This is a genomic window from Aurantimonas litoralis (assembly GCF_026153195.1).
GTDB lineage: Bacteria > Pseudomonadota > Alphaproteobacteria > Rhizobiales > Rhizobiaceae > Aurantimonas > Aurantimonas coralicida.
The window spans coordinates 38,538-64,870 of record NZ_JAPFBM010000005.1 but is presented as its reverse complement, the minus strand read 5'-3'; the positions used below and the strand labels follow the sequence as shown (position 1 = coordinate 64,870).

At 68.1% G+C, this 26,333-nt stretch carries 24 protein-coding genes and 1 tRNA gene; 9 read left to right on the top strand and 16 right to left on the bottom strand.

Going from position 1 to position 26,333, the window contains the following annotated elements; genetic code table 11:
* Positions 1-174: 174 nt before the first annotated feature.
* Positions 175-2,970, bottom strand: a complete 2,796-nt coding sequence (gene fdhF, locus N7I30_RS12260; protein WP_498639172.1) for a formate dehydrogenase subunit alpha — start codon at positions 2,968-2,970, stop codon at positions 175-177.
* Entirely contained in the window at positions 2,967-4,646 is a 1,680-nt protein-coding gene (locus N7I30_RS12255) for an NADH-ubiquinone oxidoreductase-F iron-sulfur binding region domain-containing protein (RefSeq protein WP_498639170.1), read from the bottom strand. Before N7I30_RS12255 ends, fdhF begins: the two co-directional genes overlap by 4 nt.
* A gap of 270 nt (positions 4,647-4,916) precedes the next feature.
* On the opposite strand from N7I30_RS12255, the gene N7I30_RS12250 reads away from it, so the two are divergent.
* A complete protein-coding gene (locus N7I30_RS12250) occupies positions 4,917-6,110 on the top strand; it encodes a mandelate racemase/muconate lactonizing enzyme family protein (RefSeq protein WP_498639168.1) in 1,194 nt (397 codons plus the stop codon).
* A 48-nt stretch (positions 6,111-6,158) separates the two neighbouring features.
* Here the strand turns inward: N7I30_RS12250 and N7I30_RS12245 are convergent, their stop codons facing one another.
* The 6 genes from N7I30_RS12245 to N7I30_RS12220 form a co-directional block, all read right to left on the bottom strand.
* The gene (locus tag N7I30_RS12245; RefSeq protein WP_024350737.1) at positions 6,159-6,515 is read right to left on the bottom strand and encodes an SH3 domain-containing protein; all 357 of its coding nucleotides are present in this window, start codon (positions 6,513-6,515) and stop codon (positions 6,159-6,161) included.
* A 129-nt stretch (positions 6,516-6,644) separates the two neighbouring features.
* Positions 6,645-7,541 (bottom strand): YiiX/YebB-like N1pC/P60 family cysteine hydrolase, encoded by an 897-nt coding sequence (locus N7I30_RS12240; protein ID WP_498639166.1) that lies wholly within the window; start codon positions 7,539-7,541, stop codon positions 6,645-6,647.
* Complete coding sequence (locus tag N7I30_RS12235; RefSeq protein WP_498639164.1) at positions 7,538-8,467, bottom strand: MBL fold metallo-hydrolase; 930 nt, start codon at positions 8,465-8,467, stop codon at positions 7,538-7,540. The genes N7I30_RS12240 and N7I30_RS12235 overlap by 4 nt, the downstream gene beginning before the upstream one ends.
* Positions 8,468-8,662: 195 nt before the next feature.
* Positions 8,663-8,953 (bottom strand): YARHG domain-containing protein, encoded by a 291-nt coding sequence (locus tag N7I30_RS12230; RefSeq protein WP_050767741.1) that lies wholly within the window; start codon positions 8,951-8,953, stop codon positions 8,663-8,665.
* 118 nt (positions 8,954-9,071) lie between these two features.
* Positions 9,072-9,272: a hypothetical protein gene (locus N7I30_RS12225; protein ID WP_498639162.1), complete on the bottom strand. Its 201-nt coding sequence runs from the start codon at positions 9,270-9,272 to the stop codon at positions 9,072-9,074.
* A 300-nt stretch (positions 9,273-9,572) separates the two neighbouring features.
* Positions 9,573-9,657: transfer RNA gene (locus tag N7I30_RS12220), tRNA-Leu, on the bottom strand.
* Positions 9,658-10,181: 524 nt separating this feature from the next.
* Here N7I30_RS12220 and N7I30_RS12215 point away from each other — a divergent pair.
* Both N7I30_RS12215 and N7I30_RS12210 read left to right on the top strand, forming a co-directional pair.
* Positions 10,182-11,186, top strand: coding sequence for a complex I NDUFA9 subunit family protein (locus N7I30_RS12215; protein WP_370195636.1), 1,005 nt, complete (start codon positions 10,182-10,184; stop codon positions 11,184-11,186).
* Positions 11,187-11,242: 56 nt separating this feature from the next.
* Positions 11,243-11,992, top strand: coding sequence for a sulfite exporter TauE/SafE family protein (locus N7I30_RS12210; RefSeq protein ID WP_498639159.1), 750 nt, complete (start codon positions 11,243-11,245; stop codon positions 11,990-11,992).
* Positions 11,993-12,013: 21 nt separating this feature from the next.
* On the opposite strand, the gene N7I30_RS12205 is transcribed toward N7I30_RS12210, so the two are convergent.
* A complete protein-coding gene (locus N7I30_RS12205; RefSeq protein WP_228239275.1) occupies positions 12,014-12,907 on the bottom strand; it encodes an undecaprenyl-diphosphate phosphatase in 894 nt (297 codons plus the stop codon).
* A gap of 313 nt (positions 12,908-13,220) precedes the next feature.
* Between N7I30_RS12205 and N7I30_RS12200 the strand changes: the two genes are divergently transcribed.
* The 4 genes from N7I30_RS12200 to N7I30_RS12185 are packed head-to-tail and all read left to right on the top strand — an operon-like array spanning position 13,221 to position 16,356.
* Positions 13,221-13,913, top strand: a complete 693-nt coding sequence (locus N7I30_RS12200) for a glutathione S-transferase family protein (protein WP_009211238.1) — start codon at positions 13,221-13,223, stop codon at positions 13,911-13,913.
* A 56-nt stretch (positions 13,914-13,969) separates the two neighbouring features.
* Positions 13,970-15,115, top strand: a complete 1,146-nt coding sequence (gene queG / locus N7I30_RS12195) for a tRNA epoxyqueuosine(34) reductase QueG (RefSeq protein WP_498639156.1) — start codon at positions 13,970-13,972, stop codon at positions 15,113-15,115.
* On the top strand, positions 15,096-15,431 hold the full coding sequence (locus tag N7I30_RS12190) for a hypothetical protein (RefSeq protein WP_498639154.1): 336 nt from the start codon (positions 15,096-15,098) through the stop codon (positions 15,429-15,431). Before queG ends, N7I30_RS12190 begins: the two co-directional genes overlap by 20 nt.
* A 4-nt stretch (positions 15,432-15,435) precedes the next feature.
* Positions 15,436-16,356, top strand: coding sequence for an SDR family oxidoreductase (locus tag N7I30_RS12185; RefSeq protein WP_498639152.1), 921 nt, complete (start codon positions 15,436-15,438; stop codon positions 16,354-16,356).
* 17 nt (positions 16,357-16,373) lie between these two features.
* Here the strand turns inward: N7I30_RS12185 and vapC are convergent, their stop codons facing one another.
* The 5 genes from vapC to N7I30_RS12160 form a co-directional block, all read right to left on the bottom strand.
* The gene (gene vapC / locus N7I30_RS12180; RefSeq protein ID WP_498639150.1) at positions 16,374-16,763 is read right to left on the bottom strand and encodes a type II toxin-antitoxin system VapC family toxin; all 390 of its coding nucleotides are present in this window, start codon (positions 16,761-16,763) and stop codon (positions 16,374-16,376) included.
* Positions 16,760-16,969, bottom strand: a complete 210-nt coding sequence (locus N7I30_RS12175) for a type II toxin-antitoxin system VapB family antitoxin (protein WP_475362090.1) — start codon at positions 16,967-16,969, stop codon at positions 16,760-16,762. The genes vapC and N7I30_RS12175 overlap by 4 nt, the downstream gene beginning before the upstream one ends.
* A gap of 117 nt (positions 16,970-17,086) precedes the next feature.
* Positions 17,087-18,604 (bottom strand): RimK family ATP-grasp domain-containing protein, encoded by a 1,518-nt coding sequence (locus N7I30_RS12170; RefSeq protein WP_498639147.1) that lies wholly within the window; start codon positions 18,602-18,604, stop codon positions 17,087-17,089.
* A gap of 9 nt (positions 18,605-18,613) precedes the next feature.
* Positions 18,614-19,879, bottom strand: a complete 1,266-nt coding sequence (locus N7I30_RS12165; RefSeq protein WP_498639145.1) for a peptidase C39 family protein — start codon at positions 19,877-19,879, stop codon at positions 18,614-18,616.
* Positions 19,880-20,630: 751 nt separating this feature from the next.
* A complete protein-coding gene (locus tag N7I30_RS12160; protein ID WP_188075330.1) occupies positions 20,631-20,849 on the bottom strand; it encodes a hypothetical protein in 219 nt (72 codons plus the stop codon).
* Positions 20,850-21,022: 173 nt separating this feature from the next.
* Between N7I30_RS12160 and N7I30_RS12155 the strand changes: the two genes are divergently transcribed.
* Positions 21,023-21,754 (top strand): glutathione S-transferase, encoded by a 732-nt coding sequence (locus tag N7I30_RS12155; protein WP_498639143.1) that lies wholly within the window; start codon positions 21,023-21,025, stop codon positions 21,752-21,754.
* An 82-nt stretch (positions 21,755-21,836) separates the two neighbouring features.
* Here N7I30_RS12155 and N7I30_RS12150 read toward each other — a convergent pair whose 3' ends face one another.
* Positions 21,837-22,667, bottom strand: coding sequence for a lytic murein transglycosylase (locus tag N7I30_RS12150; RefSeq protein ID WP_187390083.1), 831 nt, complete (start codon positions 22,665-22,667; stop codon positions 21,837-21,839).
* A 306-nt stretch (positions 22,668-22,973) separates the two neighbouring features.
* The gene (locus N7I30_RS12145; protein ID WP_188075332.1) at positions 22,974-23,924 is read right to left on the bottom strand and encodes a TAXI family TRAP transporter solute-binding subunit; all 951 of its coding nucleotides are present in this window, start codon (positions 23,922-23,924) and stop codon (positions 22,974-22,976) included.
* A 188-nt stretch (positions 23,925-24,112) separates the two neighbouring features.
* On the opposite strand from N7I30_RS12145, the gene N7I30_RS12140 reads away from it, so the two are divergent.
* A complete protein-coding gene (locus tag N7I30_RS12140; RefSeq protein WP_498639141.1) occupies positions 24,113-26,284 on the top strand; it encodes a malate synthase G in 2,172 nt (723 codons plus the stop codon).
* Positions 26,285-26,333 lie beyond the last annotated feature (49 nt).

Sequence of the window (26,333 nt, the reverse complement as noted above, 5' to 3'; positions counted from 1 at the left end):
CGGCTCGGCGATGGACGGTATGTAATCGGGTAAGCCGCCGGAGGGGCACGACGGCAAGCTCAAGCGCACGACGCGCGCTGCGAAGGAGAGGACAGGCGGCTTTCCGGAGGCATTGCCGGGGGACGCGTAGTCGGGACGCCGGCGCTGTCACAAGCGCCGGCGGTCCGTGATCTGCTACTCCGCGGCTTCCCGGGTGGTCGCGGGCGCGACAATGCGGGCGGCGCAGTATTTGAACTCCGGAATCTTGCCGAAGGGGTCGAGCATCGGGTTGGTCAGCATGTTGGCCGGGCTTTCGTTGAAGCAGAACGGCATGAAGACCATGCCATCGGCCACCTCCCGGTCGGCCCGCAGGATCGCCTCGACCGTGCCGCGCCGCGTCTCGATCGCAATCATCTCGCCCTGTTGCAGGCCGCGACGACCAATCTCCCGCGGGTTCATCGACGCGATGCCCTGGGGCTCGATGGCGTCCAGCACGCCGGCCCGGCGCGTCATGGCGCCGGTGTGCCAATGTTCCAATAGCCGGCCCGTGGTCAGCACGAGCGGGAAGTCGGCGTCGGGCACCTCGTCCGGCGGCAGCAGATCGGCTGGCACGATGCGCCCGCGGCCGTCGGCGGTCGGGAAGCTGGTCGAGAAGATGATCTCGTTGCCCGGCTGGTCCGGACCGTCGGCCGGGTAGATGACCGATTCCTCCCGTTCCACGCGTTCCCAGGAGATATGCTTCAGCGACGGCATGACCGCCGCCATCTCCGTATAGACCTCCGAGACATGGCTGTAATTCCAGTCGAGGCCGATGCGGCGGGCAAGGTCGATGATGATGTCGAGATCCTGCCGGGCCTCACCAGGCAGGTCGAGCGCCGGCCGGCCGATCTGCACCTGCCGGTTGGTGTTGGTGAAAGTGCCGAGCTTCTCGGCATGGACGGAAGCCGGCAGGACCACGTCGGCATGCCAGGCGGTCTCGGTGAGGAAGATGTCCTGCACCACCAGATGCTCGAGCTTGGCCAGCGCACCACGGGCATGGGCCTGGTCGGGATCCGACATGGCCGGATTCTCGCCCATGACATACATGCCCTTGATGACGTCGTCATGGATCGCGTCGATGATCTCGACGACGGTCAGCCCGGCCTTGGGGTCGAGCGTCTGGCCCCAGAAATTCTCGTAGGTCCCGCGAATGTCGGGATTCTCGACGGATTTGTAGTCGGGATAATACATCGGGATCAGCCCGGCATCCGACGCGCCCTGGACGTTGTTCTGGCCGCGCAGCGGATGCAGGCCGGTGCCCGGGCGGCCGATCTGGCCGGTGATCAGCGCCAGGGCGATCAGGCAGCGGGAATTGTCCGTGCCGTGGGTGTGCTGGGAAATGCCCATGCCCCAGAAGATGATCGAGCGTTCGGCCTTGGCATAGGTGCGGGCGACGTCCCGCAGCGTCTCGGCCGGCACCCGGCAGATGTCGGCCATGGCCTCGGGCGAGAAGTCCTTCACCTTCTCCTTCAGCGCCTCGAAGCCGGCGACATTGGCCTGGATATACTGCTCGTCATAGAGCTGTTCCTCGATGATCACGTGGATCAGCGCGTTCAGCATGGCGACGTCGGTGCCGGGCTTGAACTTCAGCGAGTGGGTCGCGTGGCGCATCAGGTCCTGGCCCCGCGGGTCCATGACGATGAGCTGCTTGCCCAGCTTGGCGGCCTGCTTGAAATAGGTCGCGGCGACCGGATGGTTGGTCGTCGGGCGGGCGCCGATGACGATGATGCACTCGGCCTTCATGGCGTCGTTGAACGGCGCCGAAACCGCGCCGGAGCCGACACCCTCCATCAGTGCGGCCACCGAGGAGGCATGGCAGAGCCGCGTGCAATGGTCGATATTGTTGGTGCCGAAACCCTGCCGGATCAGCTTCTGGAAGAGATAGGCCTCCTCGTTCGATCCCTTGGCCGAGCCGAAGCCGGCCAGCGCCTGGCCGCCATGGGCCGCCATGATCGATGTCAGCCCGCCGGCGGCGCGCTCCATCGCCTCTTCCCAGGTCGCCTCGCGAAAGACGGTCAGCGGATCGACGTCGCGCATGTCGATGTCGCCGGCCTTCGGCGCATCGTCGCGGCGGATCAGCGGCTTGGTCAGCCGCTCCGGCGACATGGCGTAGTCGAAGCCGAAGCGGCCCTTCACGCACAGCCGGTTCTCGTTGGCATAGCCGTCGCGGCCGTCGACCTGGACGATGCGGTTGTCCTTGACCGCGACCCTGGTCTGGCAGCCGACGCCGCAGAACGGGCAGACGCTGTCGACGACCTTGTCGAAGTCCTGGACCGCGCGAACGGTGCGCGTCTCGTCCATCAGCGACTTTTCGTACAATGCACCGGTCGGACAGGCCTGGACGCATTCGCCGCAGGTCACGCAGGTCGACAGGCCCATCGGGTCGTGGATGTCGAAGACGGGCACGGAGCGGTTGCCGCGCTCGGCCATGCCGATGACGTCGTTGACCTGCACCTCGCGGCAGGCCCGCACGCAGGCGCCGCAGGTGATGCAGGCGTCCATGTTGACGGCGATGGCCGGATTGGTGACGTCGAACTCGGCCGTGGCGTGACCGTCGGCGAATTTCGACGGATAGCGGTCGCTGCCGGCCACCCCCATGGAGGACGCCCAGTCCCAGAACATCGACTGGTTGTCCGGGCTTTCCTCGGGCGGCCGCATGTTGCTGGCCAGAAGCTCGACCACCATCTGGCGCGACTTCACCGCGCGCTCGGTGGCGGTGCGCACCACCATGCCCTCGGCGGGCTTGCGGATGCAGGAGGCGGCCAGCACCCGCTCGCCGTCGATCTCCACCATGCAGGCGCGGCAATTGCCGTCCGGCCGGTAGCCCGGCATGTCGACATGGCACAGATGCGGGATGCGCGTGCCCTCGCGCTTGGCCACTTCCCAGATGGTTTCGCCGGCATCCGCGGCGACGGACTTGCCGTCGAGTTCGAAGGTGATCTTGCTCGTCATCGCGACAGCTCCTCGCGGAAATGCGTCAGAAGATGATTCACGGGATTGGGCGCCGCCTGGCCGAGACCGCAGATCGAGGCGTCGCGCAGGACGGTCTCCAGATCGCGGATCGCCGTTTCGTCGATCGGCCCCCTGCTCTCCAGCAGCGACACCAGCTTGCCGGTGCCCTCGCGGCAGGGCGTGCACTGGCCGCAGCTCTCATGCTCGAAGAAGCGCAGAAGGTTGAGCGTGGCCTCGCGGATATCGTCCTTGTCGGAGAACACCACGACGGCATGGGAGCCGACGAAGGCGCCGTGGCGGGCGAGCTCGCCGCCGAAATCCAGCGGAATGTCGCCGAGGGAGGCGGGCAGGACACCGCCCGAGGCGCCGCCGGGCAGATAGGCCTTGAACGCATGACCCTCGGCCATGCCGCCGCAGTGCTCCTCGATCAGTTCGCGCACGGTGATGCCGGCCGGGGCGAGCTTGACGCCCGGCTCGCGCACGCGGCCCGAGACCGACCAGGAGCGCAGCCCCGGAAAGCCCGGCTTGCCGAGGCCGGTGAACCATTCGGGACCGTTGTCGACGATGTCACGGATCCACCACAGGGTCTCGACATTGTGGTTCAGCGTCGGACGCCCGAACAGGCCGACTTCGGCGATGTAGGGCGGGCGGTGCCGCGGCAGGCCGCGCTTGCCCTCGATGCTCTCCAGCATCGCGCTTTCCTCGCCGCAGATATAGGCGCCGGCGCCGCGGCGCAGCTCGATGAAGCCCGGCGTGATCAGGCCGCCGGCTTCCAGCGCGGCGATCTCGGTGCGCAGGATGTGCAGCACGGCCGGGTATTCGTCACGCATGTAGAAATAGATGCGCTCGGCCTCGACCGCATGGGCGGCAACGAGAGCGCCTTCCAGCGTGCGGTGCGGGTCGCGCTCCAGGTGGTAGCGGTCCTTGAAGGTGCCGGGTTCGCCCTCGTCGCCATTGATTGTCATCAGGCGCGGCCCCGGATAGGAGCGCACGAAGCCCCATTTCTTGCCGGCCGGGAAGCCGGCGCCGCCGAGCCCGCGCAGGCCGGCGGACTGCATGGTCTCGATCAGCGTCTCGACGGCGAGCGACCCGTCGCGGATCTTCGACAAGAGCTTGTAGCCGCCGGCGGCGAGATAATCAGCCAGATTGGTGTAGTCGGGGACCCGGACGGTGGTCTCGCCGGCTGCGGCCAGGGCGGCCAGCCCCGCGGCGCTGGCGTGATCGACCTCGCGGTCGCCGATGCGGGCGGCCGGCGCCGTGGCGCAGCGGCCCATGCAGGGCGCGCGCACGACCCGGATGGCGGCCGGATCGACGCCTGCCGACACTTCACCGATCAGCGCTTCGGCGCCGGCCAGCGCGCAGCTGATCGAATCGCAGATCCGGATGGTCAGCGGCGCCGGCTTCTCCTCGCCTTCGCGCACCACGTCGAAATGGTCGTAGAAGGACGCCACCTCGTAGACTTCCGCCTGGGACAGCCGCATCTCCTCGGCCAGGGCGCGCAGATGGGCCGCGCTCAGGCAGCCGAAGCGATCCTGGATCAGATGCAGATATTCAATGAGTAGGTCCCGTCGCCGCTCCCCTTCGCCGAGGAGCTCACGTATGTCCGACCACGCCGTCTCGTCGAGTTCCCGTCCCTTGGGCCCACGATCCCGTGGCCGAAGCTCCCGCACCGCCATTCTTCCTCCTTCACGGTGCCCACCATGAACCTCAATGCCGCATAACGCCTTGAGGCAAAAGACCGTACCAAAAAATATCCCGACATGGCGACCGCAACGGCGCCCCGAACCGGCGATTTTCGTACTTGTAGCTTACGGAACGATGCGTCAGCCTGACGAGGGGAGAGGGAGACGCGGGCAGGCCGGTTTCGCGTGAGCGCCACCCGTCTGCGCCCGCGCGGCCTCCGCGGCCGTTTCGCGGTCGCACCGGTTGCAAGGGAGGGGACGCCGATGAAGATCGAGCGCATCGACACCTATGTTCTCAAGGTCTCCAGCCGCGAGAACGCGTTCTATTCGTCGCAGGATTATTTCGCCGAGCGCACCAGCCTGCTGGTGCGGATCACCTGCGACGACGGGACGACGGGCTGGGGCGAAGGCGGCCAGTACGGGCCACCCGAGCCGCCCGCCAGCTGCATCAAGGACGTCATCGGCCCGCGGCTGATCGGACGCTATCCGGCGGCGCCGACGGCGATCTTCGAGGAGTTCTACGCCCGCACCCGGGATTTCGGCCAGAAGGGCGCCTATGTCGAGGCACTGAGCGCCATCGACATCGCCCTGTGGGACATCTTCGGCAAGATGGTCGGCCAGGCGGTCCATGCGTTGCTCGGCGGCGCCATCCGCCAGCGCGTGCGGGCCTACGGGACCGGCTGCTACTATCCGCCGGACTATGCCGACCGCCCGGTCATGCTGGACAAATTGCGCGAAGAGGTGCTGCGCATCCGCGCCACCGGCGTCGCCGCGGTCAAGATGAAGATCGGCCTCCTGCCGATCCGCGACGACATCGAGCGCATGCGCCTCGTGCGCGAGACCCTCGGCGACGAGGTCGAGATCATGGCCGATGCCAACCACGCCTACAACTACGCCTCCGCCGTGCGGATCGGGCGGGTCATGGAAGAGCTGGATTTCCGCTGGTTCGAGGAGCCGGTGGTGCCGGAGGACCGCGAGGGCTATCGCCGCCTGCGCGAGACGCTGGACGTGCCGATCGCCGGCGGCGAGGCCGAATTCACCCGCTTCGGCTTTCGCGACCTCATCGGCGGTGGCTGCATCGACATCGCCCAGCCGGATATCTGCGCGGCCGGCGGCTTCACCGAATGGAAGAACATCCTGGCGCTGGCGACGAGCCACAACATCATGGTGGTGCCGCATGTCTGGGGATCGGGCGTGGCCGTCGCCGCCGCCCTGCAGGCGCTGGCGATCGTGCCCCATGCGCCCTATACGGCGCGTCCGGTGCCGCTGCAGAACGAGACGATGATCGAGTTCGACCGTACCTACAATCCGCTGCGCGACGACATCCTGACGGAGGCATTCGTGCTCGACGACGAGTGCCTGGCGATCCCCACCGGCCCGGGCCTCGGTGTCACGGTCGACGCGGACGCCGTGCGCCGGCACTGCGTGCGGCACGAGACGATCGACGCCGGCTCCTGACAGGCCGGCCTTTGGCGACCGTCGCCAGGACCGGCATCCCGATATGCGTCAAGGGCAGACGCCCCGGGCACGGACATAGCGGGCGGAGACCCAGCCGGATGGAGAGGCCGGGCCCCACAACGGGTCCTCGCAGTCCCCTTCCATGCAGGTCACATGGTACCAGTTGCCGCGCCGGTCGTAGACCGACAGAAGATCGCCGGCATAGACCTCGCCGATCTGCCGTGTGCTGGAGGACGGCCCGCGCCGCACCGCCAGAAAACCCGCGCCGGTCCGGTGGTCGTAGGAGGAGATCGGGCGCACGCCGCTCACCCGTCCGGTGCAGTCGCCGGCGAGCGCCTGGGGCGCGGTGCCAAGCCCCGCAGCGACGAGAACCGCCGCTGCGATCCCAGATGTCAGTCGCGTCATCCGATCGTCCTTTCGAAGCGCCCATCGTGGGCAGGTGCCGCGCCCATCCTGCCGAAGACGACGGCAAGCCCCTTGATCCGGATCAAGCGGCGCGGCCGGCTCGGGCCTTTCTGCGCCGACAGGTCGGCGTCAGGGCTGTGCCGCCCAGTAGCGCGCGAGATCGCCGCGCAGCCGGGCCGGCGATCGCGTTCCCCATTCGCCGCGATGGCCCACCAGATAGAGGACCGGCCGCAGCCGCGACGGACGGGCGGCCGCGAGATCGGCGAACTGGTCGGGCACGAAGACATGCCGGCCGTAGATGTGGCGGGCCTCCACCGGCAGGCTCGGAAGGGCCCGGCGCACGAGTTCGCTGCAGAAGAAGCAATCCGCCGTATCCGCGTCGAAGCGGAAATCGAAGGGCTGGCCGACGGCGCCGAGCAGGAACCGCGTCGCCCGGCGGCGTTCGGCCCGCGCGGCGAGCGCCGGGCGCAGCACGACCAGATAGTCCGCGTTGAGGACGGTCTCGGCCGAACTCAGATGCACCCCGTCCTGATCCGCTTCGATGAAGGTCCGGCCGGCGAGGATGTCGGGCGCCTGCCCCTGCGCGACCGCATCGCTCCAGACGCCCAGCCGGCGCAGGTCGGCGTCCGAGCCCAGATGGATCGCGACATGCTTGAACAGGCCCGGCAGGGTGGCGTTGGTCAGCCGCCCGCCGGACGTCACGAGAACGATGTCGAGCGGCCGCAGATGTCGCCGCAGGAGCCGGACGGCGCCGTCCCGGCCATACAGATGGCCATCGCGCCATTCGACCGCGGCCACGACGCGGCCGATCACCGGCGCGACCGGGTCGAGCACGGCCACCAGCCAGTCGGGATAGCGTTCGACATTCGCGCAGCATTTGCGGATCGCCGGCGGCGGTGGCTCCGGGCCGAGATCGCCGCCTGCCGGGCCGGTGACGCAGCCGGCAAGCGCCGATAGCAGCAGGGCGCAGGGCAGGAGCAGCAGGCGTATCGGCCAAAGCGTCGTCAGACAGCCGGTGCCTGTCATGGAAAGCGCGCCGTTTCGCCGAGCGACAGGGTGCGGGCGTTCCTCGTCGCGCCGGCCCGCAGGAACCGCCGCGATGGTTCGCCGCGGGGCTCCGGCGACAGGGCGAAGGTGCCCCAGTGAATGCCGATCGCCGCCTTCGCCCTCACATCGTCCGCCAGCCGGACCGCCTCTTCCGGGGTCATGTGCATGTCGCCGACCAGGTGCCGGGGCTCGGACGCGCCGATCGGCACCAGCACGAGGTCATAGGGTCCGCGCCGGCGTCCGATCTCTGCAAACACCGGTGCGTAGCCGCTGTCGCCGATGAACAGGACGCGGTGGGACGGGTCCCTGAGCTCCCAGGAGAAGGCCGTCCCGTCCGGGATGCCGAGAAGGTTGCGCCGGGTGGCGTGGATCGCCGGCAGGCCGGTGATCGTGACCGCGCCAATCCTGGCGGATCCGTTCAGCGGAAGCGCGTGGATGCGCCGGAATCCGGCATCGGCTGCCAGATGTGCAAGACCGTCCGGCACGACGATGGCCGCCTCCGGAAACCGTCCGGCGAGCATCCGCAGGGAGGGAGCGTGGAGATGGTCGAAGTCGCCATGGGAGAGGACCACAGCATCGATTCTTCGAAGCTGGTCGAGGTGCAATTGCGGCCAGCCATAGCGAACCGGCAGCGGGCTTGTGAACGAGACGGCGCCCGCCAGCACCGGATCGGTCAGGATCACGGTCTTCCCAAGCTGCAGGAGAACGGTCGAATGACCGTACCAGGCCACCGTCATCCCGCCCCGCTGCGGTGGCCCGGCGGATGTCGATGCTTCGCGCGCCTCCTCCGGTCCGGGGGCTTCGCCTGGTTCCCGCAGGCGTTCGGCGAGCGCATAGACGCCGGTGGCCATCGAGACATGATGGATGGCGAGGCCGACACCGCGCAGCGGCTGCCGCGCGAGCACAACCGGTGCCGCGTCGGTGCGCGGCGTTCGGCCTGGCAAAGACGCGGCACAGCCGCAGAGCAAGACCGTCAGGCACAGCGCAGCCCGGATGCCCCGAAGACGCAACATGAGGAAATCCCCGGAACGCGGAAACAGGCTGCGGCGCGAGCCGACCCAGGAGTGGGCCGGCGACGGATCAGCGGTGGCGTTCGCCGCCTAGCGGCAGCCCTTGCGGCGCTCCCATCGCTGGATCGCGGCGACCTCACGCCTGTCGGGGCCCGACAGCTCGCCATAGGGCGGGAAGCAGCTGCGGCCGAAGGCGCGGCGCGCCCGGCGGGTTTCGAAGCAATAGCCATTGTCGGCATAGATGGCGTTGCGGGCATACCAGAGCTCGTCGCAGCTCATGCTCCGATAGCTCTGGGCCACCGCCTGCGATGCGCCGGCAAACGAGACGAGCGCAGCGACGATCAGCGTGCCTCGCAGGGTTCCAGTTGTCTGCATCTTCATGTTGGGCGCCTCCCGCCGGGTTGTCGATGCCCGAGCGTGACGGCCATTCGCGCGCTCCGACTTGACGTGCATCAAAACTACCCGCGTTTCTTCCCCAGCGGAAGACAGGCTGGACGCGCTAAGCCCAGGAGTCGTCGTCGGCGGTCAGGATCAACGTTTCCACATGGGCGTCCGGCTGATGGTCGACCGAGGCACAGACGGTCTCGGTGACGATATCTTCGCGATCCTGAAGCGCGGCGCGCCGTTGGCAGCAGTGTCGCTCATCGAGACCTCGACGCTCGCGCCGCGCAGGCGACGATCCATTGTCGTCGTCATCCATCCCAAACCACACATCCCGGCCTGAGGCTTTCGCGTTCCTCGCCTGGAACTCTCCGCAGACAATACACTCAAGATTCGCCACGCTTTTTCCCCGATTCCGTGGCACGCTCCCCGGCGTCCGGAAAAGCAGCATGACGACAGGCCCTGCGGCACGCGCAGGCACCACCCGGCATCCGCGCGTCGAAGCAAAATGGTGCGCACGCCATGCCCGGCCGATGCCGGAGCCATCATATCGCGAAGTGTTCGGGGGGGGGGGTGTGGCTACTGTCCGGATCGCTGCGGATCATCTCGAACAGTCAATTGGTGCCCAGGAGAGGACTCGAACCTCCACGCCTCGCGGCACACGGACCTGAACCGTGCGCGTCTACCAATTCCGCCACCTGGGCACGGCGCGGAGCATTAGAGGGAGGCCGGGTCGCTGTCAACGCAGTTTTGCGACGATTGGCGCCGGCGCACGAATTTTCTGTCGCAGTGCAGCGGACCGGCGTGGACAGCGCGGTTTTCGCAGGCGATGGCGCACCGTTCCGCTAAGTGCTGCGAGACCGGGACGCGCATGCCGGACGCGCCCGCCGGCTGTCGCGGGGCAAGCCAGGACGCGCGGCGGGAGCGGGGCAATGGCGCCGGGCGGCGGGCGTCCCCTGGCCGCGGCAGGGCCCTGCGACGGTTTGTGCCGCGGGCTTGCGGACCGGGGGCGATGCGCCATCTGCGCGATTGTGCGGGACCGGCGTCCCCGGTCCGGCGGACGCTGCGTGAAACAGCCGGCTCGCGGCGCGGCGCCGCCTTCACCTGACGCCGCAGACGGGCTATGACGCGGCGGAACGGGGCCCGCGCCGGGCGGCGCGAATCATCCGGCCCCGCCCGGACGGGAACCGGGCCGACGGGCCACAGGCAAGGCAGGAGCTTGAGTACGATGAGTGTCGACACGAACAAGACGGTGGTGGTGTTCGGCGGTTCGGGCTTTGTCGGCCGCTACCTGGTGCAGGCCCTGGCCCGCCGCGGCCATCGCATTCGCGTCGCCTGCCGGCGCCCGGATCTGGCCTATCACCTGCAGCCCAACGGCAATATGGGCCAGATCATGCCGATCCAGGCCAATCTGCGCTATCCGTGGTCCGTCGAGCGGGCGGTCGAGGGGGCCGACCATGTCGTCAACCTCGTCGGCATTCTCGCCCAGAGCGGACAACAGAGCTTCGACGCGCTGCAGTCCTTCGGCGCCCGCACCGTGGCGGAGGCGACCGCGAAGATCGGGGCCGGCATGACGCAGATCTCGGCCATCGGCGCTGACGAGACCTCCGAATCCGAATATGCCCGCACCAAGGCCGAGGGCGAGAAGGCGGTGCTCGACGTTATTCCCGGCGCCTATATCATGCGTCCGTCGATCGTCTTCGGCGCCGAGGACCAGTTCTTCAACCGCTTCGCCGACATGGCGCGGTTCTCGCCGTTCCTGCCGTTGATCGGCGGCGGCAAGACCCGGTTCCAGCCGGTCTATGTGGGCGATGTCGCCGAGGCGATCGCCGACACGGTGGACGGCAAGGTTCCCGGCGGACGGGTCTACGAGCTCGGCGGGCCCGAGGTGCTGACCTTCCGCCAGATGATGGAGGAGATGCTGCGCATCATCGAGCGCAAGCGCAACTTCGTCACCATCCCGTTCGGCGCCGCCGCCTCGATGGCCAAGCTGATGCGCTTCCTGCCCGGCGCGCCGCTGACGCCCGACCAGGTCACCCAGCTGCAGACCGACAATGTCGTGTCGCAGGACGCCATCGAGGACGGCCGCACGCTGGAGGCCTTCGGCATCCGGCCGCGCACCGTCGACGCGATCCTGCCGACCTATCTCGTCCGCTTCCGCAAGCATGGGCAGTTCACCCACCCGCAGCCCCAGGCCGGCGGCGTGCGGATGCCCGACGACGAGGCGGTCTGAGCCACGGCGATCGGTGAGCCCGACATGGCCGTGACCGGCTGACCGGCTTGGACGCGATGCTGCTTCCGCCGGGCCTTGCGGCCGGCACCGCGCTGCTGCTGGTCGTGGCGAGCTTCTTCACCTCGGCCGCCACCGCCGCCTTCGGCATCGGCGGCGGGCTGTCGCTCCTCGCCATCATGAGCACGGTGCTGCCGGTGGCGGTGCTGATTCCCGTCCATGGCCTGGTGCAGCTCGCCTCCAATCTCGGGCGGGTGCTGGTGCAGCGGCGGGCCGTGTCCTGGCGCGCGCTGCTGCCGTTTCTGGCCGGCGCGGCGCTCGGCGCGCTGATCGGCGCGCGCTTCGTCGTCACCCTGCCGGAAGCGGTGCTGCAGACGACGCTCGGCGCCTTCATCCTGATCCTCGCTTTGGCGAAGCTGCCGGCGATCGGCCGGATCGGGCCGCCGGGCTTTGCCTTTGCGGGTCTCGTCACGACGTTCCTGTCGATGTTCGTCGGGGCCACGGCGCCGATCAACGCGGCGTTCTTCGCCAAGGCCTTCAACGACCGCTCGGAACTGGTCGCGACGCTGGCGGCGACGACCTTCCTGCAGCATCTGTTCAAGAGCGTCGCCTTCTTCGCCCTCGGCGTGGGGCTCGCCGCCTATGCGCCGCTGATCGCCGCGATGATCGTCACGGGCTTTGCCGGCACGCTGGCCGGAACGGCGCTGCTGAAGCGCATCGACGAGCGGCTGTTCCGCTTCGTGCTGACGGCGATCCTCGTCGTGATCTCGCTCGACCTCCTGCGCCGCGGCCTGACCGGGCTGCTGTGACCCCGGCTTCGACGGCCTAGCCTAGCGCGCGGGCGGCGTCCCACCGTCGGTGGCGAGCGGCTGCGAGACGGAGGCCGGCACGGGCGTCGCCGCCTCGCCGCCATCCTCGGCCGGCAGGGCCAGCAGCAAGACCATGCCGACGAGGCCGACGCCGATGCGCCACCAGGCGAAGACGGCGAAGCCGTGCCGCGAGACGAAATCGAGCAGAAAGCGGACGACGAAGAGCGCCGAAACGAAGGCCATGACGAAGCCGATGACGATCAGCCCGGCATCGTCGACCGACAGAAGGTCGCGATTCTTCATCAGGTCGTAGGTGAAGGCGCCCAGCATGGTCGGCATGGCCAGGAAGAAGGAGAACTCGGCCGCCGAGCGCTTGTCGGTGCCCATCAGGAGCGAGCCGGCGATGGTGGCGCCGGAGCGCGAGGTGCCCGGGATCAGCGCGAGGCACTGGAAGATGCCGATCTTCAGGCAGAGCGACAGCGGATAATCCATGACGTCGTCATAGCGCACGATCCGCGGCATGCGGTCGATGACGAGAAGCAGGATGCCGCCGACGATCAGCGCGACGCAGATCACCATCGGCGTTTCGAACAGGATGGTCTTGATGAAGTCGTGCGCCAGAACGCCGACGAAGGCCGCCGGCAGGAAGGCGAGCAGGATGCCGGCGGTGAAGCGGCGGCTGCGGGGGTCGGTCGGCAGGGTGACGAAGATCCGCCAGAGCCGGCCGAAATACAGGATCAGGATGGCGAGGATCGCGCCGAGCTGGATCAGCACCTCGAAGCTGCGGGCGGTGGACTGGAAGCCGAGAAAATGGCCCAGCAGCAGGATGTGCCCGGTGGAGGAGACCGGAAGGAACTCCGTCAGTCCCTCGGTGATGCCCAGAATGACGGCGTCGCCGACTGCTGCGAAATCCATGACAATCCCCTGCCCCGTTCCAGCGCGGCGTCTACCCGATCTGCCTGCGAAGGGAAACGGGGACGGCCATCCGATGGCCGGAATCCTCGGCCAGTGTGGCGAGTGCGCCCGTTCGCGGCGCAGCCCGCGCCGCTTGCCGCCGGTGCGATTCCGGCTATGTCGCTCAAAGCAAAGGCAGACCCGTTGACGGTCCATTGACGAGTGTCTGCCATCATGACGCGCAGGGACGTCCTTTCGGGCGCGCCGTCGATCATTTCAAACAGGGGCAGCCCGCGCGCGGGTGATCCATCCGAAGAGCACCCGATCCAACCGCATGCTGAAGCTACACCATCATCCGATGTCCGCCGCCTCGCGTTTCGTGCGGCTCGTCCTCGGGGAATATGGCGAGCGCGCCGAATATCTGGAGGAGCGTCCGTGGGAGAAGCGCCGCGACTTCCTGGCGCTGAACCCGGCCGCGACCCTGCCGGTGATGCTCGAGGATGACGGCCCGGCGATCGTCGGCGCGACGGTGGCGGGCGAATATCTCGACGAGACCCGCGGCGTCTTCCAGCGCGACAAGCGGCTCCTGCCGGAAAAGCCGCTGGAGCGGGCCGAGGTGCGGCGGCTGACCGAGTGGTTCCTGGGCAAGCTCGACAGCGAGGTCACGCGCTATCTCGTCCGCGAACGGGTGTTCAAGCTGGAAATGAGCGCCGATGCCGGCGGCGGACCGCCGGACGCCTCGGCGATCCGGGCGGCACGGGCCAATCTGAAGCATCATCTGCGCTATCTCGGCTGGCTGGCCGAAAGCCGCGACTGGCTGGCCGGCCCGCGACTGTCCTATGCCGATCTGGCGGCTGCCGCCGAACTCTCGATCCTCGACTATCTCGGCGAAATCCCGTGGGAGAAGGAGCCGGCGGCCAAGGACTGGTACATGCGGATCAAGTCGCGCCCGTCCTTCCGTCCGCTCCTGACCGAACGCGTGCGCGGCCTGCCGCCGGTGCATCACTACGTCCAGCTCGACTTCTGAGTTTAAACGCAGGCCCCGGGCGTGCGCCGGACCGACGAACAGCCTATATCGGCACCATGACCGCGCGCGAGACACTGACCGACTTCATCCGCAAGGACGCCGGCCGGCTGGGCTTTTCGGCAGTCGGCATCGCGCCGGGCACCGGCGACGTCGCGGCCGGCCCCCGCCTCGACGAATTCATCGCCAAGGGCCGCTACGGCACGATGGGCTGGATGCCGGAGACGGCGGAGCGGCGCCGTTCCGCCCGGGCGCTGTGGCCCGACGTGCGCTCGATCGTCGTTCTCGGCATGAATTACGGCCCGCAGGAGGATCCGCTGGCGATCCTGGAGCGCCCGGATCGCGGGGCGATCTCGGTCTATGCCCGCCACCGCGACTATCACGACGTCATCAAGGGCCGGCTGAAGGAACTGGCCGGCCGCATGGTCGCGAAAGCCCGCCAGTCCGGGCTCGGCGATCACGACGCCAAGGTCTTCGTCGACACCGCGCCGGTGATGGAAAAGCCGCTGGGCGAGATGGCCGGCCTTGGCTGGCAGGGCAAGCACACCAATCTCGTCTCCCGCGAGCACGGCTCCTGGCTGTTCCTCGGCTCGATCTTCACCACGCTGGAGATGACGCCGGACACGCCGGGCCGCGATCTCTGCGGTTCCTGCCGGGCCTGCCAGGACGTCTGCCCCACCGACGCCTTTCCCGAGCCCTACAAGCTCGATGCCCGACGCTGCATCTCCTACCTGACGATCGAGACCCGCAAGCCGGTGCCGCAAGAGTTCCGGGCCGCGATGGGCAACCGCATCTATGGCTGCGACGACTGCCTTGCCGTCTGCCCGTGGAACAAGTTTGCCGGCAAAGCCAGCGAAGCCAAGCTGATCGCCCGAGACGACCTGAACGCGCCGAAACTCGCCGATCTTCTCGCCCTGGACGATGCGGCCTTCCGCGCCCTGTTTTCCGGTTCGCCGATCAAGCGGATCGGCCGCGACAAGTTCGTGTCCAACTGCCTGATCGCTGCCGGCAATTCCGGCGATCCGGCGCTGCTGGGCGCCGTGAGGGAGCATCTCGCGGACGCGGCGCCCCTCGTGCGGGCCATGGCGATCTGGGCGCTCGACCGCCTGTCCCCCGAAGATGCCTTGCAGCTTCGGCCCGCCGCGCTTGATAGGGAAGACGATCCCGTCGTCAGGAGCGAATGGCATGCCCTTCAAGGACCGTAAGCCATCCCGATCCGGTGCCTGCGCTGCCGAGTTTGAGACCAAGGTGCGACGGGCCGTCGGCCAGTTGCGTAACGGAATGCCGGCGACACCGGCCGCGGCCACGGGTTCTGCGGCGCTCGGTGCCGGCGCAATCGGCGCATTGGCCATCGGCGCGCTGGCGATCGGATCGGTGGCGGTGGGCGCCTTCGCCATCGGGCGATTGTCCGTCGGGAGCGCCCGTATCGGAACGGCCGACATCGGCAGGCTGCGGATCGGCAGGCTGGAGCTCGGCGAGATGGCCCGGCCGCACGATCCCGCCGAACCCTGGAGCGACTGACCCCATGCATTTCTTCGTCTTCGGCCACGGCTATTCGGCCGGGCACTTCGTCGACACGCTCGATCCGCACGACGTCACCGGCGTGACGGTGCGCACGGCGGACAAGGCGAGCCGGCTGGCGGCGCATCATCTGAAGCCCTTCGTCTTCGACGGCGAACACCCGACGGACGGCATCTCGCCGGCGCTCTACCGCGCCACGCATCTGCTCGTCTCGGTGCCACCGGGCCATGCGGCGCCGAGGGGCGCCAGCGTCGGCGGCGCCAATGCGCGGCCGGGCGACCCGGTGCTGCGCTGGTATGGCGACGCGATCGCCCATGGCTGCCCGAACCTCGAATGGATCGGTTATCTCTCCACCGTCGGGGTCTATGGCGACCATGATGGCGGCTGGGTGGACGAGGACAGCGAGACGCGGCCGGTCTCGGAGCGTTCGAAAGCCCGCATCGCCGCTGAAGTCGCCTGGCAGGAAGCGGCCGCGACGCGGCGGGTGCCGCTTGCGATCCTGCGCCTGTCCGGCATTTACGGCCCCGGCCGCAACGGCTTCGTCAATCTGGCGAAGGGGACGGCCAAGCGACTGGTGAAGCCCGGCCAGGTGTTCAACCGGATCCATGTCGACGACATTGCCGGGGCGCTGAGCCTCCTGGCGGAACAGCGGCTCGGCGGCATCTACAACGTCACGGACGACGAGCCGGCCCCGCCCCAGGACGTGGTTGCCCACGCCGCGGCGATGGCAGGCGTCGCACCGCCGCCGGAAATTCCCTTCGACGCCGCCGAACTCTCGCCGATGGCGCGCAGCTTCTATGGCGAGAACAAGCGGGTCTCCAACGCCCGGATCAAGGAAGCGGGCTACCGGTTCCGCCATCCGACCTATCGCGAGGGACTGGAGAGCGTGCGGGCCGATGCGGCGCTGATCGGCGCCGGCAGCTAAAGGGCGGCCCGTCCGCGTCAGGCGGTCTGCAGCCCGCAATGGGCGGCCAGCGCCGCCATGTCCGGGTCGGCGTGCAGGACGCGATGTCCCCGGTCGATGGCATGGGCGGCGATCAGCGCCGCTTCGGGCCGCTGCAGCGCGACGCCCCTGCCCCGCAGAATGCGCGCGAGACCAGCTGCCCGCCCGACCGACCGCTCGCCCGTGACGGGCAGGATCGGGAACTGGCGCAGATAGCGGCCAATGCGGTCGGCGTCGCGATCGTCCGCCGCCCCTGCCAGCAACCGGTAGAGGGTCAGATCGGCAATGCCGATCTCCGACAAATCGCGGCTCTCCCGCAGCATACGGAGCTCGCGCGTGTCCTCGCCCCTCAGATTGGCGATCCAGACCGAGGCGTCGACGAGGATCATCCGCCGGCCGCGTCCGTCTGGCCGGGTCCGCTCGTCCCGGGTCCCGGCCAGCCCATGCCGTGCATGTCGGCGAGGGCGCGGCGGCGACGCTCCTGAGCGATCAGCCGGCGCAGGGCCTCCTCGACCGTCGCCTTCTTGGTCGACAGGCCCGCGGCAGCCATCGCCTCGGCCATCAGCCGGTCGTCGATCTCGATATTGGTGCGCATGACCCGCTCCGATGTGCAGACAGGCCCAGCGGTCTACACATCGCCCCGGACCGCTTCAAGCCGCGCGCCTTCCGGCCGGGCGGTCCGGGAACGGGCGAGGCACAGCAGCAGAAGGTCCTAGCGTTCGATGCGGTCGATGAACCAGCGGGTCAGCCGGGTCCAGACCTCGTCCTTCTCGGCGTAATCCTCGACGCCGTGTTCGAGGTTCGGATTGTCGTTGACCTCGATCAGGAAGACGCCGTCGTCGGTCTCCTTCAGATCGACGCCATAGAGCCCGTCGCCGATGCAGCGGGCGCCGCGCAGGCCGGCGTCCAGCACATGCGGCGGCGCCTCGCCCAGCGCGAAGGGGCGGAAACCGCCCTCCATCGGCCGGTCGCCGGTCTCGTGATTGATGATCTGCCAGTGCTCGCCGGCCATCAGATACTGCACGGCGAAGAGCGGTTCGCCGCCGAGGACGCCGATGCGCCAGTCGAATTTCGTCGGCATGAATTTCTGGGCGATCAGGAGGTCGGAATCCTCCAGCCATGCCCCCGCCAGCCTGACCAGCCCGGCCATGTCGTCGACCTTCTTGACGCCGCGCGAGAAGGAGCCGTCGGGGATCTTCAGCACCATGGGGAAGCCGAGCACGTCGGCGGCCTTCTGGAAATCCTCCTTGCCGCCGATCATCACCGAAGGCGGCGTCGCCACCCCGTTCGCCGCCATCAGCTCGTTGCAATAGACCTTGTTGGTGCAGCGGATCATCGAGATCGGGTCGTCGATGACCGGCATGCCCTCCTGCATGGCGCGCCTTGCGAAGCGATAGGTGTGGTTGGAGATCGAGGTCGTCTCGCGGATGAACAGCGCGTCGAAATTGGCCAGCCGCGGCAGGTCGCGGCGGGTGATCGGCTCGACATCGACGCCGAGCCGGGCGGCCGTGCGGGCCCAGTGCTTGAGCGTGTCCACCGAGGATGGCGGCAGCGCCTCGTTGGGATCGTAGAGCGTCGCGAAAGCATATTTTGCAGGCGTCTTGGCCTTGGCGGCGCGCCATTCGCGGGCGGTGTAGCGCTCCATGGCGGCGAGCAGGCGGCCGGTCTCGACCGCGTCCAGCTTGGCGGGCGCGGCAAAGCCGATACGGCGGATTTTCGCCCGTCTGTCGTGCTGCGCCTGGATGCCGGTCCGCCGCGCGGACGCGGCTGGCGCCGGCCGCTCCGCGGCTTCGGCGCCGTCCAGATGCACCTCCAGCGCCGGGGCGCGGAACCAGTCGAAGACCAGCTTGGCGAAGCGCTCCAGACGCGGATCGTCGGTGTAGCCGAAATAGATGCGGATCGGCGATGCCGGCCGCTCGCCCTTCTCCAGCGCCCTGGCGAGGGCGGCGTCCAGCTCCGGCAGGGCGTTGTCGTAGAGCTTCTTCTCCGACAGGTCGATCATCGTCTCGACCGAGGGGATGATGCGATGGCCCCGCGCCTCGGCGAGCAGCGAGCCGTAATAGGCGCGGCTCTGATAGGCGTAGGAGCGCGACAGATTGATGATCTTGGGGCGCTGGCCGCGGAACAGGCCAGGCCGCGCGAGATAGTCGCGCACCGTCATGACCTTGTGCGGCGTCGCGCCGTTGTCGAGATCGGACAGGCGTCCGACGAGAACCACCCATTGGGACATGAAAGACGGCTAAGCCTCGCGCCTGGACAGGAACACCGCGGCCCGGAGGCCGACCTTGCCGAAACGCGCGATCCGGTCGAAGGTCTCATAGGGGATCGGAAGATTGGCCGCGTCGGCGACCGTCTCGCCGCGCTCGTCGGCGACCCAGGGGTCGTGGATGACGATATGGCGGCCGTCGTCGCCATGGACGAGCACCCAGTGCGGCACCTTCTTGCCGAACATGTGATAGCCCGAGATCAGGACGACGGCGGTCTTGCCGGCGGCGATCGCGGCGCGCAGATCGTCGAGGGTGAAACGCCCGATGGTCACGTCGATGGCGTAGCGCTCGGCCCGGCGGCGGAAATCCTCCTGGGCGAGCCCCATCACCACCTGCTTTTCGGGACTGCGGACGCCTTCCAGAAACAGGTCCCCCGGCTCGGAGACGTGAATCTCGGCGGCAAGGCCCGCCTCGTGGGCGGCGACCGCCAGGCCATAGGGTTCGCAGCCGCCCGGCCCCGACATCATGAAGATGGTCGTCGCCTCGCGCCACAGCCGGATCTCGGTCACCGGCTCCAGCACGAAGCCCGGAATGTCGCGGCCCATGGCCATCATCAGGCAGCAGGCGCCGCAGGTGAAGTCGGTCGTCTGCTCGTAATAGGGCACGCCAGTGTCGATCGGGTGATCGCCGCGCAGGGTCTTTTCGAAGCGCAGCGCCGTTTCGTGGTCGGCGTAATAGTCGAGATAGGTGCCGATGGGGCGGAAGCCCTCGCCGCGATAGAGCGCGATGGCGGCGGCATTGTCGGCGCGCACTTCCAGCCGCAGGGCGATGCGGTCGCGCGCGAAGGCCGCGGCCTCCGCCGCCTTCAGGAGGGCCCGGCCGACGCCGCGTCCCGACGCCTTCGGAGAGACCGCGATGGAATAGAGCCGGGCGAGACCGGTGCCGCGCCGCACGAGGAGCGCGGCATAGGCGAGGATCGGTCCGGATCGCGGCGCGTCACCAGCTGCGGGCGACGCGTCTGCTTTCGTGGCATCAACGCTCCCGGCGCCGTTGCCAGCCGCCTCGACCACGAGGACGACGGCGCTGGGCGAGGCGATGAGATTGCGGAAGGAGCGCCGGGAGATCCGGTCGGCCTCGAAGACCGCGGTCTCGATCGCCACGAGGGGCTCCAGATCGCCCGGCCGCGCGGGACGGATGAGATATCCGGACTGTTCGGCGGTTTTGGTATCGCGATGGGGGGATCGGGGGCGGCCGTCTTCCCGCGGGGAGACGGAACTGGGCGACGGCTGGTGCAGCATCGGGGCGTCATCGGCAGGGAGGTGACGCAAACGACACGATGCCGCCGCCTGTCCCTTCATAGGCTATCGCTTATAGGCCCCTGCCAGGGGAAATGCGACGGGAATCGGTAGCGGTGACGCGCTGGTGATGGGCGCCGCACAGCCTCGCCATCGGCGCGACTATGCCCGCCATACAGGTGCCCGAAAGCGTTGGATTAAAGCCTCGCGGAGCCACTTCGGCCAACCGGTTCGTGCCGGCGAGCAAGTCCGGCCCGCAGCCATCGCTACAACGGGATCAGCGCCGTCAGCGCGCAATAACAGGAAGCCAGGCGAGCGAACGGCGCAGCATCCTCGGAGACTGCGCCCCGCAAGCTTACACGCAAGCATCCGCATCGCAGAACACCGCGATCCGGCGCTCGGAATCGGTTTCAACTCAGACGCCCGCAATCATGCGGACGGGCGTAATGGAGACTTGGGAGCAGCTATGGTTCGGGCCTTCGACGAGTGCAACAGCCCGTCAGCCGCTCCCAAGGCCTGTCAGTGAAAACGCCGCTATGCGGAGGCCCGTACAACAACCTCGGCAGTCCGTGCGGCGACATGCATAGGTGGTTCCATTCGACACCTCCCGCAGCGTCATTGACGCAGTTATCAGCCTACTCTTTCAGGGCTGTGCGTCAAGTCCATGACAGCAAAATCGATTGCCGCTCCGTCAGTTCCAGCCAGGCTCGCGCCATGCCCATCGAGGGGTGGCCGCCTTATCGGCCCACCGCCGTCATCCCAAACCGGCGACGAAAGGCCGGCGCCCGGTCGGCGTGATCGTCTCGGCGTAGCGCAGGGCCTGCAACCGCTGATGGGGCGTCAGGGAGTGCAGCTTCGCCTCTGCCTCCGTCGAGACCCGGTACTCGCCGCAGCGCTCGCAATGGATCGCGCGCTGGTCCGGCTTCTCCGGCTCCAGCAATGTCGCCTCACCCTCGCAGATCGGGCATTTCATACGCTTCCTCCTCGAATGTCAGACGCCCGCGATGATACGCGACGCAGAGCGCCCCGACGAGGCCTGCGGCACGATTGCGGGACAGGGGTTCAGACGCGGCCCGCGGCCCCTATAGTCTCGGCGATGGACAGGCGAGCGATCGCTCGCTCGCGTCACCTTTGGCAGGAGCGACAATGGCCTATGATCTCTATTACTGGCCGATGATCCCGGGCCGCGGGGAATATCCGCGGCTGGTCCTGGAAGCTGCCGGTGTCGCCTATCGCGACGTCGCTCGCCTGCCCGAATCCGAGGGCGGCGGCATCGCCGCGATGCAGGCCTTCATCGCCGGAAAGGACGGCCATCTGCCGCCATTCGCGCCGCCCTTCCTGGTCGATGGCGATCGCGTCGTCTCGCAGGCCGCGGAAATCAGCATCCTTGTCGGCGAGCGGCATGGGCTGGCGCCGAAGGGCGAGGCGGAGCGGCTGTTCGCCCGTTCGATCGCGCTCACCACGGCCGATCTCGTCGCGGAGGCCCATGACGTCCATCATCCCCTCGGCGTCGGCCTCTATTACGAGGACCAGAGGGATGCGGCGCGCGAACGGGCCCTTGGCTTCCGCGAGGAGCGGCTGCCGAAGTTCCTCGGCTGGTACGAGCGGATCCTGGCCGGCAACCCGGCCGGTTCGGGCGTCCTCGTCGGGGACGCCATCAGCTATGCCGATCTCGGCCTGTTCCAGACGGTGGCGGGCCTGCGCTACGCCTTCCCGCGGCGCATGAAGACGCTCGCCCCCGACTATCCGGGCATCGCGGCGCTGGTCGAGCGGGTCGCCGCGGAGCCGCGCGTCGCAGCGTATCTCGCCAGCGACCGCCGCATGGCCTTCAACGAGGACGGCATCTTCCGAAACTACCCGGAACTCGACGCGGACTGACCCCCAAGCGAAAACGCCCCGGCGAGAGGCCGGGGCGCGAAACGCAGCAAGGGGCCAGACCCTGGTCCGGCCGGCAGGCCGATCAGTTGGCGAGCTTGGAGGCGAAGAGCGCCAGGGCCTTCTGGTAGACGCCGGCCCGGTTCCAGTCGCGCAGGATGGCGAAGTTGGGCTCGCCCTGCTGGTAGCCGGCGCCCGGACGCCAGCCGTGCTGACGCAGGAAGTTCGCCGTGGAGGCGAGCACGTCGGCCTTGGAGTTGATCAGGTCGCGGCGGCCATTGCCGTCGCCGTCGACGGCGAAGCGCAGGTAGTTCTTGGCGAGGAACTGGGTCTGGCCGATCTCGCCGGCCCAGGCGCCCTTCATCTGGCTCGGCTTCATGTCGCCGCGATCGACGATCGCCAGGGCTGCCAGCAGCTCTTCGGTGAAGAAGGCCGAGCGGCGGCAGTCATAGGCCAGCGTCGCCAGCGAGCTGAAAATGTTCATCGAGCCGGAATTGGCGCCGAAGCCGGTTTCCATGCCCCAGATCGCGACGATGATCTCCTTCTGGACGCCGTAGCTCTTCTCGATCGAGTTGAGCAGGCCGGCATTCTGCTGGATGATCCGCTTGCCCTTCTTGACGAAGGAGGCCGGCGCGCGGCGCTGCATGAACGCCTCGAGCGAGATGTTCATGGAATGCTGGTTGCGGTCCAGCTTGATGACCTGGTTGGAATAGCTGGTCGGCATCAGGGCCGACTGCACGGTGCCCTGGGAGATGCCGGCGCGCACGGCTTCCTGGGCGAATTCCTGCTTCCACTGGTTGAAGCCACCGGCGCTGTTGCCGCACTGGGCGGCAAGGGCCGGAGCGGCGGCGCCGAGGCCGATGGTCAGGGCGAGCGATGCGGCGAGCGTCCGCAGGGACGTCAGGCGTACCTTCATGGGTCTGCTTCCTCGTTTCAGGTCGTGGGGCCGCGCGGGCCGCGTTGCGTCGAATGGGGTGAACGGCGGCGCCGGGGCGCATGGCCATCGGCGGCGGACACCGTCCGGGTGCATCCTATCACCCACTTTCCTAACCGATTGCGCGGTGTCTGCGTAGTGCAGCACTGCGACACGGGGACCGGGAAGTGCCGCGCGGGCGCTCTTCGGGCCACAGTTCGGCCGCCAGACGCGAACGGCCGCGCCGCCCCCGGGGGCGACACGGCCGTCACAGCTTCGCGGCGCCCGAAGGCGCCGCACGTTAACTGACTAGAGCAGGCCGGCTTCCTTGTAGTAGCGCTCGGCGCCCGGATGCAGCGGCACCGGCAGGTTCTTGCCGGCGGTCTTCGGGTCGATGCCCTCGGCCGCGTTGTGGGCAGCGATGAGCTCCGGCAGGTTCTCGAAGAGCTGCTTGGTCATCTGGTAGGCGAGTTCCTCGTCGACTTCCGACGAGGTCACGAGAATGTTGGTGATCGCCAGGGTCGGAACGGCGGCGTCCTGGCCGTCATAGGTGCCGGCCGGGATCTCGGCCGCAGCGAAGGGCGCACCGAGCTTCTCGGCGATCTCGGCGGGGACCGCCACGACGGTGATCGGCAGCGAGGAGGCCAGATCGCGGATCGAGGCGACGCCGAGACCGGCGGACTGGAGCGTCGCGTCGAGCTGGCGGTTCTTGATCAGCTCGACGGATTCGGCGAAGGGCAGATATTCGGTCTTGCCGAGATCGTCATAGCTCATCTCGGCGGCGCCGAAGATCGCCCGGGCGTTCAGCTCGGTGCCCGAGGCCGGGGCGCCGACGGACAGGGCCTTGCCCTTCAGGCCGGCCAGATCGGTGATGCCGGATTCCTGCGAGGCGACGATCTGCACGTAGTTCGGATAGATCGCGGCGATGGCGCGCAGGTTCTCGACCGGCTGCTGGAAGCCGGCGTCGGCATTGCCTTCGGCGGCGGCCTTCACCGTGTCGCCGAGGGCGAAGGCGATCTCGCCGCGACCCTGGGTGACGAGGTTGACGTTCTCCACCGAGGCCTTGGTCGACTGGACCTGCGTCTTCACGCCCTCGATGTTGTCGGCATAGACCTTGGCCAGCGCCACGCCCAGCGGATAATAGACGCCCGAGGTGCCGCCCGTCAGGACGTTGATGAACTGCTGGGCCGAGGCGGTGGCCGGCGCGAAGGCCAGGCCCGCGACCACGGCCGAGGCGGCGATGCGGTGGAAAAGCTTCATGAAGTGTCCTCCCAGTGGCGAGCCGACGGGCCCGTTCGGCCAATAAGTACCAGCCGCACGGGAAAGCTCAAGGGTCCGGCACCCCGACCATCGTCGGTGGCAACTTGCCCGGGCGCGGTGCCGTGCCTCGATTGACTTCGCCGATGCCATGTCCGATGTCGATCGCAAAGCATCTCTGGAGGAAGCGCATGCCTGAAATGACAGACGTCCACGGTTTGAGCGTCGCGACGACCCTGAAGACCTTCATCGACAGTGAAGCCCTGCCGGGCACGGGCCTCGAGCCGGACGCCTTCTGGAAGAACTTCTCGGACCTCTTGAACGGCCTGGCGCCGAAGAACCGCGAATTGCTGCAGATCCGCGCGGACATGCAGCGCGCCATCGACGAGTGGCACGTGGCCCGTCGCGGCAAGCCGCAGGACATGGACGAATACCGCGCCTTCCTCGACCAGCTCGGCTACATCGTGCCGGAAGGGCCGGACTTTGCCATCGAGACCGCCAATGTCGATCCCGAGATCGCGCTGGTGCCGGGTCCGCAGCTCGTCGTGCCGCTGATGAATGCGCGCTACACGCTGAACGCCGCCAATGCCCGCTGGACCTCGCTCTACGACGCACTCTACGGCACCGACGCCATGGGCGACATGCCCGAGGGCAAGGGCTATGACCGCGCCCGCGGCGCGCGTGTCGTCACCTGGGCCAAGAGCTTCCTCGACGGCGTCGCGCCGCTGGAGGGCATCTCCCATATCGACGTCACCCGCTACACCGTCGACAGCGGCGCGCTGGTCGCCGAATTCGGCGCGGGCAAGACGGCGCGGCTGAAGACCCCCGCGGCCTTTGCCGGCTACCGCGGCGACGCCGCGGCCCCGACGGCCGTGCTGTTCAAGCATAACGGCCTGCATGTCGAGGTGACGATCGACGCCGAGCACCGGATCGGCAAGAACGACACCGCCCATGTCGCCGACATGCTGATGGAATCGGCCATGTCGACGATCTGCGACTGCGAGGATTCCATCGCCGCGGTCGATGCCGAGGACAAGACGGCCGTCTATCGCAACTGGCTCGGCCTGATGAAGGGCGACCTGGAAGACAGCTTCGAGAAGGGCGGCGAGACCGTCATCCGCAAGCTGAACCCGGATCGCGACTATACCGGCCCCGACGGTTCGACCCTGACGCTGCCGGGCCGCTCGATGCTGCTGATCCGCAATGTCGGCCACCTGATGACCAACCCGGCCATCCGCCTCAAGGACGGCTCGGAGGCGCCGGAAGGCCTGATGGACGCGATGATCACGTCGATGATCGCGCTGCACGATTTGAAAAAGACCGGCGGCCTGCGCAATTCGCGCGCCGGCTCGGTCTACATCGTCAAGCCGAAGATGCACGGCCCCGACGAGGTCGCCTTCTCCAACGAGATCTTCGGCCAGGTCGAGGATGCGCTGGGTCTTGAGCGCTACACGCTGAAGATGGGCATCATGGACGAGGAACGCCGCACGACGGTGAACCTCAAGGAGTGCATCCGCGCCGCAAAGCACCGCGTCTTCTTCATCAACACCGGCTTCCTCGATCGCACCGGCGACGAGATCCACACCTCGATCGAAGCCGGCCCGGTCGTGCGCAAGACGGTCATGAAGGACCGCACCTGGATCCAGGCCTATGAGGACTGGAACGTCGATGTGGGCCTGGCCTGCGGCCTGCGCGGCAAGGCGCAGATCGGCAAGGGCATGTGGGCCATGCCGGCCAAGATGAACGACATGCTCGCCGCCAAGATCGGCCACCCGCAGGCAGGCGCCAATTGCGCCTGGGTGCCGAGCCCGACCGCCGCGACGCTGCACGCGACCCATTATCACACGGTCGACGTGCTCGCGCGGCAGGAAGAAATCGCGCAGAAGGGCCGCCGTGCGGTGCTTTCCGACATCCTGACCATCCCGCTGGCCAATCGCGCCAACTGGCCGGAAGAGCAGGTGAAGGCCGAGCTGCGCAACAACGCCCAGGGCATCCTCGGCTATGTCGTGCGCTGGGTCGACCAGGGCGTCGGCTGCTCCACCGTTCCCGATATCAACGATGTCGGCCTGATGGAGGATCGCGCGACCTGCCGCATCTCGTCCCAGCACATCGCCAACTGGCTGCATCACGGCGTCGTCTCGAAGGACGAGGTCATGGACGCGATGCAGGAGATGGCCGCGAAGGTCGACGCGCAGAACGCCGGCGATCCGGCCTACGAGCCGATGGCCGGTCATTTCGACACGTCGATCGCCTTCAAGGCCGCCTGCGAACTGGTCTTCGAGGGCCGCGAGCAGCCGTCGGGCTACACCGAGCCGGTGCTGCATCGCCGGCGGCTGGAGAAGAAGGCCCAGCAGGCCGGCTGATCAGCCGAGCAACAATTTCGGCCGCGTGCGGGGATCGTGCGCGGCCGAT